We start from the raw sequence: 17,236 nt of genomic DNA, 5'->3' as shown, positions 1-17,236 counted from the left end.
ATGGCAACAACATTTGTTTATAACACAGGTGAGCCTCAAAAAGCAGCTGAAGATTTACATCTAACTTTTGGTTTATTCTTTGATGGTACTCTAAATAATAGAGAAAATAGCCGTTTGCGTAAAAAATTTAGAAATGAAGGTAGGGAATCCATTACCGATGAAGAAAACAATCATAAAATAAAACTTGAGGAAGCCCATTATACTTTAATTAATTCAGAAAATCCAAAATTAAGACAACGATATATTGATCAAATAAACAACAATCCAAACCAAGGTCCAGAATATTTAAAATATTTAGAAGCATCACATCGATCTGAATCGGATAAAAAGGGAATGGATAATAGTTTTAGTAATGATTATACCAACGTTGCACGGCAATGGTTTTGTTGTGATAAAAATAATTATGGCATTTACATTGAAGGCATTGGTACGCTCGACAACACAAGAGATGTTGATGGTGGGTTCCAATATGGTTCTGGGATTACGGGGATTCGTAGCAAGGTAAAGAAAGGTTGTGAAGATCTGGCTGAGAAAGTCGAACTTGCTATAAAAGCAAAACCAAATGATCCATTAAAAAGCATTACAGTAGATGTATTTGGGTTTAGTCGTGGTGCCGCTGCTGCAAGAAATTTTGTTCATGAATTAAATCGTATAAAAGCTGAAAAACCAAAACAGAATTTTGAGCAAGATTATACAACTACATCTCCATCTATGGGGACATATGGCGGGCCAACTTCATCGTACAAAGCGGTTGATGTAAATAATTATAATGAACCTGTAGATATGTCTGTAGCTGTAAATGGAAAACTTCCTACTATGGGCCATTTTGGTTATACGTTAGTAAAACAAAATATATTAACAAATGAAGAATTAGAAAATATTCGTATTAATATTCGATTTGTTGGAGTATATGATACCGTATCCTCTTATGAAGAAATTGGTGATATGGATACCCGTACAAAACTCGGTACAGCAAAAGCTGGAGCACATGGTGCTGCACACGTTGCAACAAATTACTTCGATGATGATATTAAACAACTCAATCTAGATGACTTAGGAAGTATCAATAAAGCTGTTCACTTTACTGCAGAAAATGAACATCGTGAAAATTTTTCTTTAACTCGAGTAAAAATGGTCAATGCCATTGAAAAAAATCTTCCAGGTGTACATTGCGATATAGGTGGTGCTTATGAAACAGGACTAGAAGTAGTCGATGAAATTGAAGTAGTGAACAAACACCCTGGTGTAGGATTTAACTTCTATAGCTCTTGGAATCCAATGAAAAAACTAGAAGATTTCAAAGAAAAATTAATTCGCGAATACTGGTATAAAGATAAAGAATTAGTAATCGACAAAGAAACTTATATCTATGGTGTAATACAATATCATAAATTAACAGGGACGCGTTTCTTGAAAAAAGAGTACAGCTACATCCCTTTACATTTCATGGAACGATTTTGCTATCCACTAATGAAAAAAAACATCATAAAATGTGTTGATGAGGATTATGTTGTCCTTAACGATGAAGTCTTAACTGCGGCAAAAGATCGATTGGCAAGATATGTTTTTGAAGATGGTAATCCTCTAAAATATAAGACTGAGGAGGAAATGAAAAAAGATAATGCAAAAAGAATTCAACAAGAGGAATTAGCAAAAGAGCTTGAAGAAATGAAAGCTAAACCTTTTTCTAAACCAATCGTGTCCGTTCAGGACAATATAAAAAGCCCTATTGATTCCAGATATCATGAAATGCATATACCCATTGCAACATCTGCTTTACCCAATAAATCAGAAGAAGATGGAATTGCATATCATAAAGACTTAGAAGAAGTAGAAATAACAGCCTATGGAGATCAGGGTCTACTCCGCAAATTAAGAAATGGGTATTTTCATTGGTCTGCTAATCGAGATTGGTTAGGTATGGATCCTGAAAACAGTAGAAAAAGAACAGAATATTAATAACGCATGATTAACAATAGTGTTTCTGAATCGAATATAGCCGATAATAATCGTGATCAAAATATTTCAAAATATCGATTTGAAACCATCGTAAAAGAAAATATTGGATTGCAAAATGAAAGTACAAGAAATTACATTCGAGATGTAGAAATTATTTTTATTGCAAACGTTGGATCACTTTTGAGGTATCAGGTATTATGCATGAACACTCTCTTTAAAACAGAAAATATTACTATTCCATCGGAATTTATGCTGCGTCGTATTAGTTATATTTTTGACGAAATTTCTATTAGTGTAAATCGCGAAGGTAGAATAGTTGAATTACATAATTTAAAAGAAATACGCAAACGATGGATTATTACGGAGACAGAATTAAGAAAAGATAACAAGGGAACCGCAATTGAGAATTATTTTAAATCTATTGATAAGCTTTTAAAAAATGAAACCGAAGTAATCGATTTTCTTAGTGATTATAAAATGTATGGTCTTTATTTTCACGGCTATTATGGAGAATATGATAGTCGGGGAATAAACCGAAGAAAAGTAGAAAATCCTGATTTCTTAGAGGATCATATCATTGAAGAAACTATTGAAATTAAAAATTTAAAAAAGGAAAATGACTCTTTAACAGAATTAACCGTTACTGGTTCTTTTCTAGATGTAGCAGAACAGATTAGCCAATATGATGGAGAATTGTATTTTAAAAATGGGCAATTAAAAGAAGCTCTTATTGCAATAGAGTATAAAAGTACTCAAATAAAATATAACGTATTATGGGTAGGTTAGATAATCCAACACCGGATGGTATTGATGAAAAAGAGGCTCAAAACAGAGCCCGTATGGAAAAGGAACGTGAAGAACGCAATAAAAAAGAAAAGGTAGCTGATGGATTAAAACTAGTAATAGATCAAGCCAAGATACAATGCGATTTATGCACTAATCCACAAGGCATTTTAAAAGTAAATTTTGATACGCCTACGATTCAAAATAAAAAAACTGCAACGGTAAAAGAAAAAGATGCAAAGAGTCTAATTTTCATGGGAAATTGTACAAAAAGCCCTCTTATAGCTAGCCCATGTCCCGCTGTGATGCAATTGGGTGAATGGAAAGACACTGGTACCTTAAAAGTACAAGACCAAAGCCCCTTACTTTTAAAAAGTACCATTCCATGTCTTTATGGCAGCGTAGACATTAAAATTACCGATTGCGGACAAGTTAATGAACCCGGCAAGGTTGTAAGTGATGGCACGCCGATTCCTACAGAAAAGAAAGAAATTGAAATAAAAGTAGTTCAAAACACTTTTGTCCCATTTGGAATTGAAAATTTTAGAGGGGAAAAAGAAAACGATAAAATTAAATTCAAAATCAAAGCGAAAAAAGGAACCGTTGAAAATCTGACCTTTTATATCAAGCATGATGGTACAACGCTCTATACTGAAAAACTAAGTGTAACTACATTAGAAAAAGGAGAAGAAACGGAAGTACAATGGGATGGGTTTTCTGATGAAAAAGTTTATGAAAATGTAAAATTCCTTACCGGTGAACTTACTGCTGAAGTTTCAAATGGTTCTGATGAAGCTAAAGTAAAAATCAAGGTAAAAAGAGAAGAAGGAAAATGGGTCGATATTAGAATCAATAAAAGCACTCATGAAATTGAAGCTCTATTGCGTATTAATTTAACCGATGCAAGTCCAGAAGGACTAAGCCGCGGGAATAAGGTTTCTGCAGAAGCACTTGCCTCATATGGGGTACCTGTAATCACAACACAAACAAAAAGTCAAGAACAATTAACCCAAATGGCTTTGGAAGGGGTGAACAAATACTGGAGTCGAAATGACTCTAATGGTAAAGATGTTACTATTAATGGGGAGAAATATAAAATCTCGATCACTTCAAAGAAAACAAATGAGAATAGTCTTAAGGCTCCAGAAATAACGTTTGTTACCAACGATGAATCTAAAAGATCAAGAAACTTTTTCTTATCCAGAATATTATACTACAATGCTGGTTATTTATATTATTCAGACTGGAAGGACTATCCATCTTTCTCTATTTTCACAACCAAAGGATGGGCTTATGAAACAGAAGCCGATTCTGATAAAAACTATATTGAAACAGCAGCTCATGAAATAGGTCATGAAATTCTTAAAGATTATGGCGGAATGGATTATTCTTTTAGTCATAAAGAAACTTCAACAGTAATATCACAATCTCCATTAGGGGGTACAACATATCCCGGAGTTGGTGAAATTGATTTAATGAAGTATGCCAAAACATCACGCCCACCCGATTTCCATGCACGAGTTATCGCCTCAGAAAGAGATGTTTTATCTATTATTTGGTCTAGTATGCTCAAAATATCTTAATTCTTATCCTATGAAAAAGCTATTCTTATTACTATTACTTATCAGTATATCTGCCTGTTCTACTAAAAGCTATATTCTACGCAAAGACATTTCAGGTTGTATTCAGGATCAGGAAAATCGCCCCATTGAAAATGTCGAAATAAAATTCGTGGGAAATGATGCTTTTAGTCCAATCCCATTAAAAAGTGATAAAAATGGTTGCTTTTTTATAGAACGACTTGTCTTTAAAAAATATAAAGATGTTGTTCTACATCAAAATACAATTGCCACAAAATTCACTTTATCAAAAGAAGGCTATACATCAGAAACAATAAATTTGGAAGATTATAAATACAATCGAAGTATGGTTGTTGCCGACACTATAAAATTAGGTACAATACATCTTAAAAAATAAATTTTCAACCTTATGCATATAAAAATCCCTAGCTGAAACTTTAGTTCAACTAGGGATTTTTTATAAAATTAAATCCGTTTAAAGTTTAATTAATTAACATACAAGTAACCTGATTTTTCAACACGTTCTCCTCCATGGGTTACATAGCGGATGATATAAAAATAAGTACTTGAACTCACATTATTTCCTTTATTAACCGTTAGGTATCCATCAGAAACACCTCGGAAAACTTTATTATTTGATCCATATCCTTTAGCACTAAATACTTTCACACCCCATCTATTATAGATTTCTACGGTATTGTTTGGATACTTCTCTAATCCTCGAATATAGAAGTAATCATTTAATCCATCACCATTAGGAGAAACTCCGTTATAGATTACTAACTCAACAGGTTCAACTTTTGCCTGAGCCTGATTATTATCGGGGTTAGAATCTTCAGGGTTTGACCCAATTATTGAAGCTATATTTAAATAATTACCGGATTGTAATACTGTTGCTGTAACAGTTAAAGTAACATGTTCACCTACATCCAACTCTGGTATTGACCAAATTCCTGTTGTTGCAACATAATCACCTATTGATGGAATTGCACTTACAAACTGGTATCCAGTAGGCAATAATTCACTCACAATTACATGTTCAAATTTACCCGTTCCGTTATTCTTTACAGTGATTGTAAAGATTACATTGTCTCCAATTTCAGGTTCTAGTACATTTACTACTTTCTCAATACTCATATCTGAGCAAGATTGTACTGTAATTGGGAAACTAATTATAACTAATGGATCACAATTATTTGCATTTATAAATGAAACTTCAATTTCACCATCTGTAACTGTAGGCCACATAACCGTCACAAAATTATCTGTAGAATGTCCTCCTGAAACAATAATACCTCCAGTAACTACCCAATGATAATCTGTCATCCCTACCGAAGTTGTATAAGTCACTTGATTAAGAACACATGCTACATTGTCCCATCCCGTAATACTTCCTGGTGTGTTTGTTTTAATAACTACATGAATAGCTAAACGAATAGCACTTTCACATCCTCCTACTGGATCATGTAAAGCTGCATAATAAGTCTGTCCACTCACTAATGGAGTTCCTAACGCAATCATATTTCCTCCTGTAATAGCATCATACCAAATTACATTGGACTCATTCACTTGAATATTTCCTATTGTAGGATTTGTATCTATACAGAATTCTTGATTTACATTATTTGTAGTTGGTGTTCCTAGCATACCAACTGTTACCGTTACTTCTTTGGCTGTTCCTACTGCATTTGCACAAACACCATCACCACTTACCGTTATATAATACGTTGTAGTTACTGTTGGATTAGCATCATAAGTAGAACCTGTACTAATTTCTGTTGTTAAACTAGCATCACTGTACCATGTGAATATTGGATTCACAATCGTACTGGTCGCCGTTAATATTGCCGTTTCTCCTGCGCATATCGCTGCATCTGCTACTATAATATCCGTTGCTATTGCTTTTGGATTTACCGTTACTGTTACTTCTTTCGCTGTTCCTACTGCATTCGCACAAACACCATCACCACTCACTGTTACATAATACGTTGTTGTTACTGTTGGGTAAGCATCATAAGTAGAACCTGTACTAATTTCTGTTGTTAAACTAGCATCACTGTACCAAGTAAATATTGGATTCACAACTGTACTGCTTGCCGTTAATGTTGCTGTTTCTCCTGCGCATATCGCTGCATCTGCTATGGTAATATCCGTTGCTACTGCTTTTGGATTTACCGTTACTGTTACTTCTTTCGCTGTTCCTACTGCATTCGCACAAATACCATCACCACTTACAGTAACATAATACGTTGTTGTTACTGTTGGGTTAGCATCATAAGTAGAACCTGTACTAATTTCTGTTGTTAAACTAGCATCACTGTACCATGTGAATATTGGATTCACAACCGTACTAGTTGCCGTTAATGTTGCTGTTTCTCCTGCACATATCGCTGCATCAGCGACTGTAATATCCGTTGCTACGGCTTTTGGATTTACCGTTACCGTTACTTCTTTCGCTGTTCCTACTGCATTCGCACAAACACCATCACCACTCACCGTTACATAATACGTTGTTGTTACTGTTGGACTAGCATCATAGGTAGAACCTGTACTAATTTCTGTTGTTAAACTAGCATCACTGTACCATGTGAATATTGGATTCACAACCGTACTAGTTGCCGTTAATGTTGCTGTTTCTCCTGCACATATCGCTGCATCAGCGACTGTAATATCCGTTGCTACGGCTTTTGGATTTACCGTTACCGTTACTTCTTTCGCTGTTCCTACTGCATTCGCACAAACACCATCACCACTCACTGTTACATAATACGTTGTTGTTACTATTGGGTTAGCATCATATGTAGAACCTGTACTAATTTCTGTTGTTAAACTAGCATCACTGTACCAAGTAAATACTGGATTTACAATCGTACTGCTTGCCGTTAATGTTGCTGTTTCTCCTGCGCATATCGCTGCATCAGCTACGGTAATATCCGTTGCTATTGCTTTTGGATTTACGGTTACCGTTACTTCTTTGGCTGTTCCTACTGCATTCGCACAAACACCATCGCCACTCACTGTTACATAATACGTTGTTGTTACTGTTGGACTAGCATCATAGGTAGAACCTGTACTAATTTCTGTTGTTAAACTAGCATCACTGTACCATGTGAATATTGGATTTACAATCGTACTGGTTGCTGTTAATGTTGCTGTTTCACCTGTACATATCGCCGCATCAGCGGCTGTAATATCCGTTGCTACTGCTTTTGGATTTACTGTTACTGTTACTTCTTTCGCTGTTCCTACTGCATTCGCACAAACACCATCACCACTCACCGTTACATAATACGTTGTTGTTACTGTTGGGTTAGCATCATAAGTAGAACCTGTACTAATTTCTGTTGTTAAACTAGCATCACTGCACCAAGTAAATATTGGATTCACAACCGTACTGATTGCTGTTAATGTTGCTGTTTCACCTGCGCATATCGCTGCATCAGCGGCTGTAATATCCGTTGCTACTGCTTTTGGATTTACCGTTACTGTTACTTCTTTCGCTGTTCCTACTGCATTCGCACAAACACCATCGCCACTCACTGTTACATAATACGTTGTTGTTACTGTTGGACTAGCATCATAAGTAGAACCTGTACTAATTTCTGTTGTTAAACTAGCATCACTGTACCATGTGAATATTGGATTCACAATCGTACTGCTTGCCGTTAATGTTGCTGTTTCACCTGCGCATATCGCTGCATCAGCTACGGTAATATCAGTTGCTACTGCTTTTGGATTTACCGTTACCGTTACTTGTTTCGCTGTTCCTACTGCATTCGCACAAACACCATCTCCACTTACCGTTAGATAATACATTGTTGTTACAACTGGGCTAGCATCATAGGTAGAACCTGTACTAATTTCTGTTGTTAAACTAGCATCACTGTACCAAGTAAATATTGGATTTACAATCGTACTTATTGCTGTTAATGTTGCTGTTTCGCCTGCACATATCGCTACATCTGCTACGGTAATATCCGTTGCTACTGCTTTTGGATTTACGGTTACCGTTACTTCTTTCGCTGTTCCTACTGCATTCGCACAAACACCATCGCCACTCACCGTTACATAATACGTTGTTGTTACTGTTGGGTTAGCATCATAAGTAGAACCTGTACTAATTTCTGTTGTTAAACTAGCATCACTGTACCAAGTAAATATTGGATTCACAACTGTACTGCTTGCCGTCAATGTTGCTGTTTCTCCTGCGCATATCGCTGCATCAGCTACGGTAATATCCGTTGCTATTGCTTTTGGATTTACGGTTACTGTTACTTCTTTCGCTGTTCCTACTGCATTCGCACAAACACCATCTCCACTCACCGTTATATAATACGTTGTTGTTACTGTTGGATTAGCATCATAAGTAGAACCTGTACTAATTTCTGTTGTTAAACTAGCATCACTGTACCAAGTAAATATTGGATTTACTATTGTACTGGTTGCTGTTAATGTTGTCGTTTCACCTGCACATATCGCTGCATCTACTACGGTAATATCCGTTGCTACTGCTTTTGAATTCACAATTACTGTTACTTCTTTAGCTGTTCCTACAGCATTTTCACAAACCCCATCTCCACGCACTGTTATATAATACGTAGTGGTTACAGTTGGGCTAACGTCATAAGTATCTCCGGTATGAGCTTCTGTTGTTAATGTAGCATCACTATACCATGTAAAAACTGGATTTGTTATTGTACTTGTAGCTGTTAACGTTGCTGTTTCTCCTACACATATTGTTGCATCATCTATAGTAATATCTGTTGCTACTGCTTTTGGATTTACGATTACTTGTATTGCTTTTGCAGTGCCTGATCCATTTTCACAGACAGCATCTCCTTGTACTGAAACGTAGTAAACTGTAGTTACAGTCGGGCTTACTGTATAACTTTCGCCATTAGCTATTTGTGCTGTTAACTCAGCATCACTATACCATGTATAAATAGGATTTACTACTGTACTGCTTGCATCCAATCTTATTCTTTCTCCTACACAAATTGTTTCAATAATAGGACGTGCCAATGGTAGTGTTACTGTTCCGCTAATGCTACCTTTAGGTAACGTTTTTTCGAATTGATAAGTACATTCTGTTACAGATTCAGAAAGATTGATCCAATTAACCTTAGGTGTAGTATATATTCCGCCATTGCTAATTGTTGACACAGTATTTAATACTGTACCATCTGTATCAATTATTGGATTACTACTCGATATAGCTCCATTCACTACAGTTTGTACTGGTAATGTAATGGTTTGATCTTTTAATTCTAAATCAATTATTTTATTTAAATTCCATAAATTAATTGGACTGAAATCTTTAATTTCATTATTATTAAAATATACGTTCTCTAAGTCATTTGAAGTAAGATGAGGTAATACTTTAATTTTATTATTACTCAAGTCAACATCATAAATCCTAACAAAATTACTAACTACACTAGCATCTGTGATTTTATTATTAACTAAAGACAATCTAGACATTGTTGTATGTAAAGCAAGGGGACTAATATCAACTATTAGATTTTGATCCATATATAAATGCTTGATTCCTAGTGCTTTTATAGGATTTAAATCTGAAATTTTGTTGTCATTCAAATCAATATAATATAGGTTACTACAATATTGTAATCCCACCATACTAATTATATCTTTCCCTGCAGCTCTCAACTCTACAATTTTATCAAGATCTTCTTGAGTCACTGTTTCATTAACAGTAGCCTTAATAACTCCTTTACTGTTCAATGCTAAACGTATAGCTTCCGCTAAATTTGCATCTGGAAAAAGACTAATTATTGATCCCAAAGTAAGGACCGATAAATTACTCTCACTATTGATTCGTGTCTTTGATTTTACAGTAAAATCAACTACAGGCATGGCTGTAGCATACAATAAGGAATAAAAAACAAATAGTAGTATTAATAATTTTTTCATCATAATCTTATTTTAAAAAAACGATTTAACGTTTATAATTTTGTTGCCGTTACATTAATAGTCCCTTCTACGGCTTTAGGGTTTACAGTTACAACTATCGTTTTTGCAGTTCCTGCAGCATTCTCACAAATACCATCTCCACGCACTGTTATATAATAGGTAGTGGTTACAGTTGGATTAGCTTCATAAGTAGCTCCTGAATGAATTACTGTTGTTAATGTAGCATCACGATACCATGTAAATATTGGATTTGTTAGTGTACTTGTTGCAGTTAACATAGCTGTTTCATCTATACATATTGTTGCCTCTCCCACCGTAATATCCGTTGCTACAGCTTTTGGGTTTACAGTTACAACTATCTCTTTTGCTGTTCCTACTTCATTTTCGCAAACCCCATCACCACTCACTGTTATATAATAGGTAGTGGTTACTGTTGGATTAGCTCCATAAGTAGCTCCAGTATGAATTACTGTTGTTAATGTAGCATCACTGTACCATGTAAAAACTGGATTTGCAATTGTACTCGTAGCTGACAGTGTAGCTGTTTCTCCGATACAAATTGTTGTATCATCTACTGTAATATCTGTTGCTACCGCTTTTGGATTAACGATTACTTGTATTGCTTTGGCAGTACCCGATTCATTTTCACAGATATCATCTCCTTGTACTGAAACATAGTAAACTGTGGTTACTGTTGGGCTTACTGTATAACTTGCACCAGTAGCTATTTGTGTTGTTAACTCAGGATCACTATACCATGTATAGATAGGATTTACAACTGTACTATTTGCTGTTAAGCTTAATGTTTCACCAATACAAATTCTTTCTTCTTCTACTCCACTTAAAGGTTGTACAACCGTACCGCTGAAATATCCATTGATAAATTTCACCTCAAAATCAAAACTAGTTTGTACACTGGATGCAGATAAGTTAGTCCAGTTAATCGTTGGAGAAGTATAGACACCAGCATCACTAATTGTATTAATATCATTCAATATTGAACCATTAATACCGATCAATGGATTATTTGTCATAACCGCTCCACTAATATTATATTTACTCGGTAAATGAATTTCTTGGTTTGAAAAATCTGTTCCTGCTCTTACACTTACGTTCCAAAGATTAGCAGGGCTAAGATCTCTAATCTGATTTCTATTAAAATAAAGGGTATTTAAATTTGTAGATATAAAATGAGGAAGCGTTTTAAGTAAATTACCACTCCCTAAAAAAACTTCTAATACAGGAAAATTACTTACTACATTGGCATCTGAAATCTTATTATTCCTTACACTCAAATGAATTAATTGTGTAAGTAAAGAGAGCCCACTAATATCTTTAATCTCATTATAATCCAAAATTAAATAAGTCAGTGGAAGATTTCTTAAAGGCGCTAAATTTGAAATTTGATTCTTATCTAAAAACAGTTTACTTAACGTACTACAATACTCTAATCCATCAATATTCTTGATATCTTTTTCTATTGCAGATATTGTTATTATCTGATCTAATTCAGCTTGAGTTACGGCTGCATCAATATTCGGTTTTGTTATTCCATGTTGTATTAATGCTAAGCGTATTTCTTCTGCCATAGCTAGATCTGGAAAAATATCTCGTATTGCTCCTAAACTAAGTACAGTCTCTTTTTCAATCGCATTTCTTTCTATTATTGTTTCCGTTCTCCCTATAAAACTATCAATTGGCATTGCGTTCCCTAAATAGGAAAGCATTCCGAAAACAAATAGTATAAATAATTTTTTCATATTAACTTCATTTTAAAAACATATGGAAAAAGGCTAATGTTTCACCGCTATTACGTTAATCATACCCATTGATGCTTTAGGATTAATTGTAATTGTAAAACTATAGGATGCCCCGCCACAACCTTCCCCAAGCACATACGGTTGTATGGTTAGTACTGCTGTTTTTGGTGCATTTGTATCATTGATAATTGTAAAACTTGGGATTTTACCATCTGGTACCTGAAAATAGTCGCTTAAACCAATTGAAGGGTCACTATTGGAAACAAAATATCCTGTCCCTGCTGGCGCTGTTGCAGGCTTTAATACTATCTCTGGTATTATTTCTCCATCGCATACCACCAAATCTACAATTGGATTCACGTCTCCTCGAGCTAATATTCTAACTTCAACCTGAACTGGTATACCATCACATCCATTCAAAGTAGGAGTTACTGTAATTGTTGATACAATTGTAGAAGATGTCATATTTAATGCTGCTGCAATATTTATTGACCCAGTTCCCGAGGCTGGAATACCACTGGAGGTATCATCGTTCGTCCAATTATATGTTGTTAATGCATGATCACTATTAAAGTCAATAACAATGGGTTCGTCCACGCAAAAACTAAATTCATTATTTACAATTACAGTAGGATTATTTACCACTACGGTTACTGTTTGGGTAAACGTACAGCCCGTCACGGTTACAATAGTGACTGAATAATCTCCGCTCTCAGCTGTAGTTAAATTATCTATCTGTAATCGAAAAGCATTAGACGTTGTACCATTTGGCAAAGTCCACTCAGTACTGGATATAGGTCCTAATGGTATCGTAGAAAAGTTCAATGAGCTTCCCTCACACAATTCTTTATCTCCTACTATAATATTCGTTGCAGACTGTGTTGCCATTACAAAAGATTGCACTACCTCATAGCAACGTGTTACCGCTTTTACATCATAAGTACCGGCTGTTAATCCTGTAAATAGAGGATTCGTTTGCCCAGTTGTAGGAAAGTCTGTTTCTGTATTTTTTTTAATGAAATAGGTTACAGCACCAATAACATTATCTACTTTTAAAAATAAATCACCTGTGGTAGCACCGCCACAAATTGCTCCTCCTGATAGTCTTAAATCAAAGGCAGGGAAATTAGGTAGAACTCGTAATTGAACGATTGATGAAGTCTCTAGAATATCTTCTGGAGCAAGAAATTTACTATACCCATCTTCTCGACTTAAGCCAACATGATAGTTCCCCGAAATATTGGCTGTGAAAGTAAATGGTAAAATATCATTTCCAAATACATGAAACCATTTCCCCGTTTCGCCACTAGCATGAAAAGATTCTATACCTGTTGGTCCTGAAACTAATCGAGGATAAGCCGTCAAGTATCCATAAACACTTTGAATCGGTCCATTTTGTACAATTCTTGTTCCAACAGCTGTAATTTTAATTTCTCCGCTAATAATATAGCGATCACAAACTGTAGGACTTTCTGTATACGTTACATTTTGTAATACAATACTTGAAATATAACTTCCTAAAACCACGGTATATTCTTGTTCAAAACAACCTGAATCTTTTACTTTAATCTTATAGGTACCTTGTAATAAATCATCTCCAAGACCCGTGTAATAAATATATCCATCTAAATCAACCGTTTCATTTATCGTTGAAGGTCCTTCCGTTGAAGTAATTGTCACTGGAGAAACTAATCCTATGGAATTAGACATTCCTTGAATCACTAAAGCCGATTTTCCAATATGATTTAAACTAGGCCCTTCTACAAACGTCAATTTATTTTTTATGGGTGACGGGGTATAATGTGCAGGATTGATGTAAACATTCGCTGGATTACTCTGTGATGGAGTTGATGAAGAAGATGTATCATTTCTAAAAGAATAATACGTCAGTTCATTTTCACCTGCATCGACAATTTTAAAAGTATAGCTTTTCCCTATATCCAATAAAACTATTCCCATTCGTTTTTCCTGCGTTACCGTATCTCTAAAAGTATAGGATGATCCATGTTCTGTAACTTCCATAATAAAAGGATAACATCCTCTTACCGTTGGATAGTCGGACATACTATCAAATCTCGCTTCAACTTTTCCCATTCCTCCGGGACAACTTGTATTTGCAGGATTATCACGGATTGATATTATTTTTCCTGCTACTGGTTGTGGTATAAAAGCTCTATAAGTTGATAAGTCGATTGAGTTTGTTTTTTCAATTCCACAAATTTTGAAGGTTAATTTTATAATCCCCCATTTTGATCGATCGGTAGGTAAAAGATATACCCCATCTAGGACAGCATTATAATCTAAATCATCATATACATCGAAAGTACCCGACTCATTTTGAATCTCAACCTTATAGGTTATTACTTTTGTTCCGTAAAAACTTGGCGCTCCTAAACCAGTAGTCGTTACATCCTGTACCATATTATTCGATGAGCTACCTCCTCCTAATGCCATTAAAGGATTCTTCAAATTCGCTTTTTTAATCCCAGAACAAATGTCATTGGGAATATTATATTCTATATCAAACCAATATTCTGCTGGACTGGGAGAAGGGGTACCAATTGTAAAATCAGTATATTGTACATTTGGTTTTAGCACTATATCTTCAGGAGTATATACTACAGTATTACAAGCATCTGTTGCTCTTAAACGATATGTTCCGGCAACAAGTCCTGTAAATTCTGCTCCTCCATAGTAGTTCGCTTCCACTTCTTGAAGAGTCGCTCCACTATCATCTAGTAAAGCAATTGTATACGGTTTATTTCCTCCTATTACTCGGCCACTTATTTTTCCTAATGGATCAGTAGTTCCACAATAGGCATAATAGGTAGGGCTTGCTGTAGTAAAACTTGGTGAACTAGTAGAATAATCATTGTATACTGTTGTGGTCCACTCTGCCTTTACAAATGTGGTTCCAGTATAGTATCCAAAGAAATATTCTCCAGGTTCTAAGTCTGTAAATAAAGCAGCGCTCTGACTTACTATTTTAGTTTCATCATACGGAGCTTTTCCTATACCATATATTGTAGGTTGTGGTGTACCCATTACTATAATCTCTATCTTTCCATTATTTGCACAAGTAGAGGAGGTGGGGATTGCATAAAAACCTGTAATCTGTGCTGTTACCGCAACGGGTAATAGACAAAAAAGAAAGATTATTATTTTTTTCATGTTATTATTTTTTGTGGGATTTTTTCTTTTTCAATAGTCTTTCGGGGACTATACGCTATTTATTATGGTGTTATTTCCACAATAATCTCTGTTCTTCTATTGACTTGATGCTCTTGTTCTGAGCATTTTACACCTGTCGCACAATGGTTCAGTAGTCTGGTTTTCCCATATCCCTCACCTTGTACTCTATCGGCAGAAATACCTGCATCAATCAAATAACTCACTGTTGTTTTGGCTCTACGTTTTGATAATTTCATATTAAATTCTGCACTAGAGCGACTATCCGTATGGGATTGGATTTCGACCGAAATTCTAGGGTATTGCGTCATCACATCCACCAATCGATTTAACTCTTTGACAGAAGAAGCACGAAGTTTGTCTCCTCCATAATCAAAATAAATAGGTGCCATTTTTAATTTTTTCATTAAATCATCGCCTGTTGAAATTTTGGTGACTTTATCACCATCATAAACCACTGTTATTGTTCCTGGATCTTCAGGTTTCATCGTAATGTTGAATTCCGTTAATCCTTTTTTATCAATATTGGTTATCATTTCATAGCGTATGTATCCTTTTTTATCAAATTGGAATTTATATTTTTCCAACTCTGAAAGTACAATTGACACTTTCCCTTCTTCATCTGTATAGGCTACATCAATCTGATTGTCTTTACTATCAAATACGGTTACAGTAACTTCATTTATCTTCTGTCCATTATCTGTATTTACAACATTATGTTCTGCAACAATTTCAAATGGCGTATCTACTGGTACAACTTCTTCAAAGGCATAAATATCATCCTGTGCTGCTCTACCTCTATTTGAAGTAAAATATCCTTTCTTATTTTGTTCATTAATTATAAATGCAAAATCGTCTGCATTAGAGTTAATCTCACTTCCTAAATTGTACACAAAATAATTTCCTGTATTTACATCTTTATAGGCTGCAAAAACATCCAATCCTCCTCTTCCCAAATGTCCATTTGAGGAGAAATATAAAATTCCCGACTCACTCACAAAGGGGAATGTTTCTTTCCCAACAGTATTAATTTGGCTTCCAAGGTTTACTGGAACCTTAAGGCGTCCATCTTCTCTAATTTCCGCTACATAAATATCCGAGTCTCCTAGTCCACCTATTTGATTGGAGACATAGTATAGAAACTTACCATCTGGGCTTAAGGCCGGATGTCCATTCGAATGATTATCACCATTAATTGGTAAATCTTCTATATTCGTCCACTCGTCATTTATTTTAGTTGCTTTATATATTTTCAGATGGTTAAATCCTGAATCTGATTTTCCGAATTTTTTCTTGAGATAATTATTTCGGGTAAAATACATGGTCTTCCCATCTTTTGTTATTGCAACGGAAGACTGGTTATATTTTGAATTTACTTCACCTGGTAAAACAACTGGTTTCTCTAATGATCCATCGGTTTTTATAGTCGCTGTATATAGCTTAGTATATCCTTCGTCACTCCAACCCATTTTTCGATTAGAAGTACCTTTTTCCATTCTTGCCGAAGCAAAAATGATTTTATCTTTTCCATAAAAAGCAGCTCCAAAATCGGAATAAGGACTATTAATTCTTGTTTTCTTGATGACATAATTCCCTTCCAGCTGTTTGATCTCTTCCAAATAATCTGTAGATAATTTATCTTTAATCAAATCTTCTTTCCCTATTAATTGATAATAAGTTAGTAGGGCAGCATCTGCATTTACATATTCTGCCTTTGCTCGTAAACATTCCGAATATCTGAAATAATAAATCGGAGCAATTGTACCTTGCATCTTCATCATTTTGTCATACGGCTCTAATGCTTTGATGTATTTTCCATTGAAATAATAGGTATCCCCTAAATGCGCTAAGGCTGTTTTGGTTTTCCTTTTATCTTGTTTCAATCCTTTTTCATACAATTTGGTAGCTTCGGCAAAAGCATAATTTGAGTATTCTAATTCTGCTCTTTTCACATCTTGTGCTTTACACAACATGCCGACTAAAAGCATCAATAGAATTAAATAGGGGTATTTTTGTTTCATTTTTCGAAATATT

Annotated in this window: 8 protein-coding genes; 4 read left to right on the top strand and 4 right to left on the bottom strand. The window is 34.9% G+C overall.

The genetic code is table 11. From position 1 onward, the window contains the following. Genes P6733_RS02245 through P6733_RS02230 form a run of 4 tightly spaced genes read left to right on the top strand, consistent with a single transcriptional unit; the run spans position 1 to position 4,719 of the window. The gene (locus P6733_RS02245) at positions 1-1,959 is read left to right on the top strand and encodes a phospholipase effector Tle1 domain-containing protein (RefSeq protein ID WP_306349963.1); all 1,959 of its coding nucleotides are present in this window, start codon (positions 1-3) and stop codon (positions 1,957-1,959) included. A gap of 6 nt (positions 1,960-1,965) precedes the next feature. Beyond that, positions 1,966-2,745 carry a hypothetical protein gene (locus P6733_RS02240; RefSeq protein ID WP_306349962.1) on the top strand — a complete coding sequence of 260 codons (780 nt, stop codon included), beginning with the start codon at positions 1,966-1,968 and terminating at the stop codon, positions 2,743-2,745. Beyond that, positions 2,733-4,325, top strand: a complete 1,593-nt coding sequence (locus P6733_RS02235; protein WP_306349961.1) for a PAAR-like protein — start codon at positions 2,733-2,735, stop codon at positions 4,323-4,325. Before P6733_RS02240 ends, P6733_RS02235 begins: the two co-directional genes overlap by 13 nt. Positions 4,326-4,335: 10 nt before the next feature. Beyond that, positions 4,336-4,719 (top strand): hypothetical protein, encoded by a 384-nt coding sequence (locus tag P6733_RS02230; protein ID WP_306349960.1) that lies wholly within the window; start codon positions 4,336-4,338, stop codon positions 4,717-4,719. An 89-nt stretch (positions 4,720-4,808) separates the two neighbouring features. On the opposite strand, the gene P6733_RS02225 is transcribed toward P6733_RS02230, so the two are convergent. The 4 genes from P6733_RS02225 to P6733_RS02210 all read right to left on the bottom strand — a co-directional run bounded on the left by P6733_RS02225 (position 4,809) and on the right by P6733_RS02210 (position 17,223). Next, positions 4,809-10,253 carry an Ig-like domain-containing protein gene (locus tag P6733_RS02225; RefSeq protein WP_306349959.1) on the bottom strand — a complete coding sequence of 1,815 codons (5,445 nt, stop codon included), beginning with the start codon at positions 10,251-10,253 and terminating at the stop codon, positions 4,809-4,811. Between the two features lie 32 nt (positions 10,254-10,285). Further along, entirely contained in the window at positions 10,286-12,013 is a 1,728-nt protein-coding gene (locus tag P6733_RS02220; protein WP_306349958.1) for an Ig-like domain-containing protein, read from the bottom strand. Positions 12,014-12,046: 33 nt separating this feature from the next. Further along, positions 12,047-15,184, bottom strand: coding sequence for a PKD-like domain-containing protein (locus P6733_RS02215; RefSeq protein ID WP_306349957.1), 3,138 nt, complete (start codon positions 15,182-15,184; stop codon positions 12,047-12,049). A 62-nt stretch (positions 15,185-15,246) separates the two neighbouring features. Beyond that, the gene (locus tag P6733_RS02210; protein WP_306349956.1) at positions 15,247-17,223 is read right to left on the bottom strand and encodes an OmpA family protein; all 1,977 of its coding nucleotides are present in this window, start codon (positions 17,221-17,223) and stop codon (positions 15,247-15,249) included. Between the last annotated feature and the right edge of the window lie 13 nt (positions 17,224-17,236).

Source organism: Flavobacterium aerium (genome assembly GCF_030766725.1).
Lineage (GTDB): Bacteria > Bacteroidota > Bacteroidia > Flavobacteriales > Flavobacteriaceae > Flavobacterium > Flavobacterium aerium.
This window is presented reverse-complemented; position numbering and strand designations above follow the sequence as displayed.

Bases quoted from the DNA above. Each gene is read 5' to 3' on its own strand.
- P6733_RS02245 (WP_306349963.1), top strand. From the start codon at position 1: ATGGCAACAACATTTGTTTATAACACAGGTGAGCCTCAAAAAGCAGCT.
- P6733_RS02240 (WP_306349962.1), top strand. From the start codon at position 1,966: ATGATTAACAATAGTGTTTCTGAATCGAATATAGCCGATAATAATCGT.
- P6733_RS02235 (WP_306349961.1), top strand. From the start codon at position 2,733: ATGGGTAGGTTAGATAATCCAACACCGGATGGTATTGATGAAAAAGAG.
- P6733_RS02230 (WP_306349960.1), top strand. From the start codon at position 4,336: ATGAAAAAGCTATTCTTATTACTATTACTTATCAGTATATCTGCCTGT.
- P6733_RS02225 (WP_306349959.1), bottom strand. From the start codon at position 10,253: ATGAAAAAATTATTAATACTACTATTTGTTTTTTATTCCTTATTGTAT.
- P6733_RS02220 (WP_306349958.1), bottom strand. From the start codon at position 12,013: ATGAAAAAATTATTTATACTATTTGTTTTCGGAATGCTTTCCTATTTA.
- P6733_RS02215 (WP_306349957.1), bottom strand. From the start codon at position 15,184: ATGAAAAAAATAATAATCTTTCTTTTTTGTCTATTACCCGTTGCGGTA.
- P6733_RS02210 (WP_306349956.1), bottom strand. From the start codon at position 17,223: ATGAAACAAAAATACCCCTATTTAATTCTATTGATGCTTTTAGTCGGC.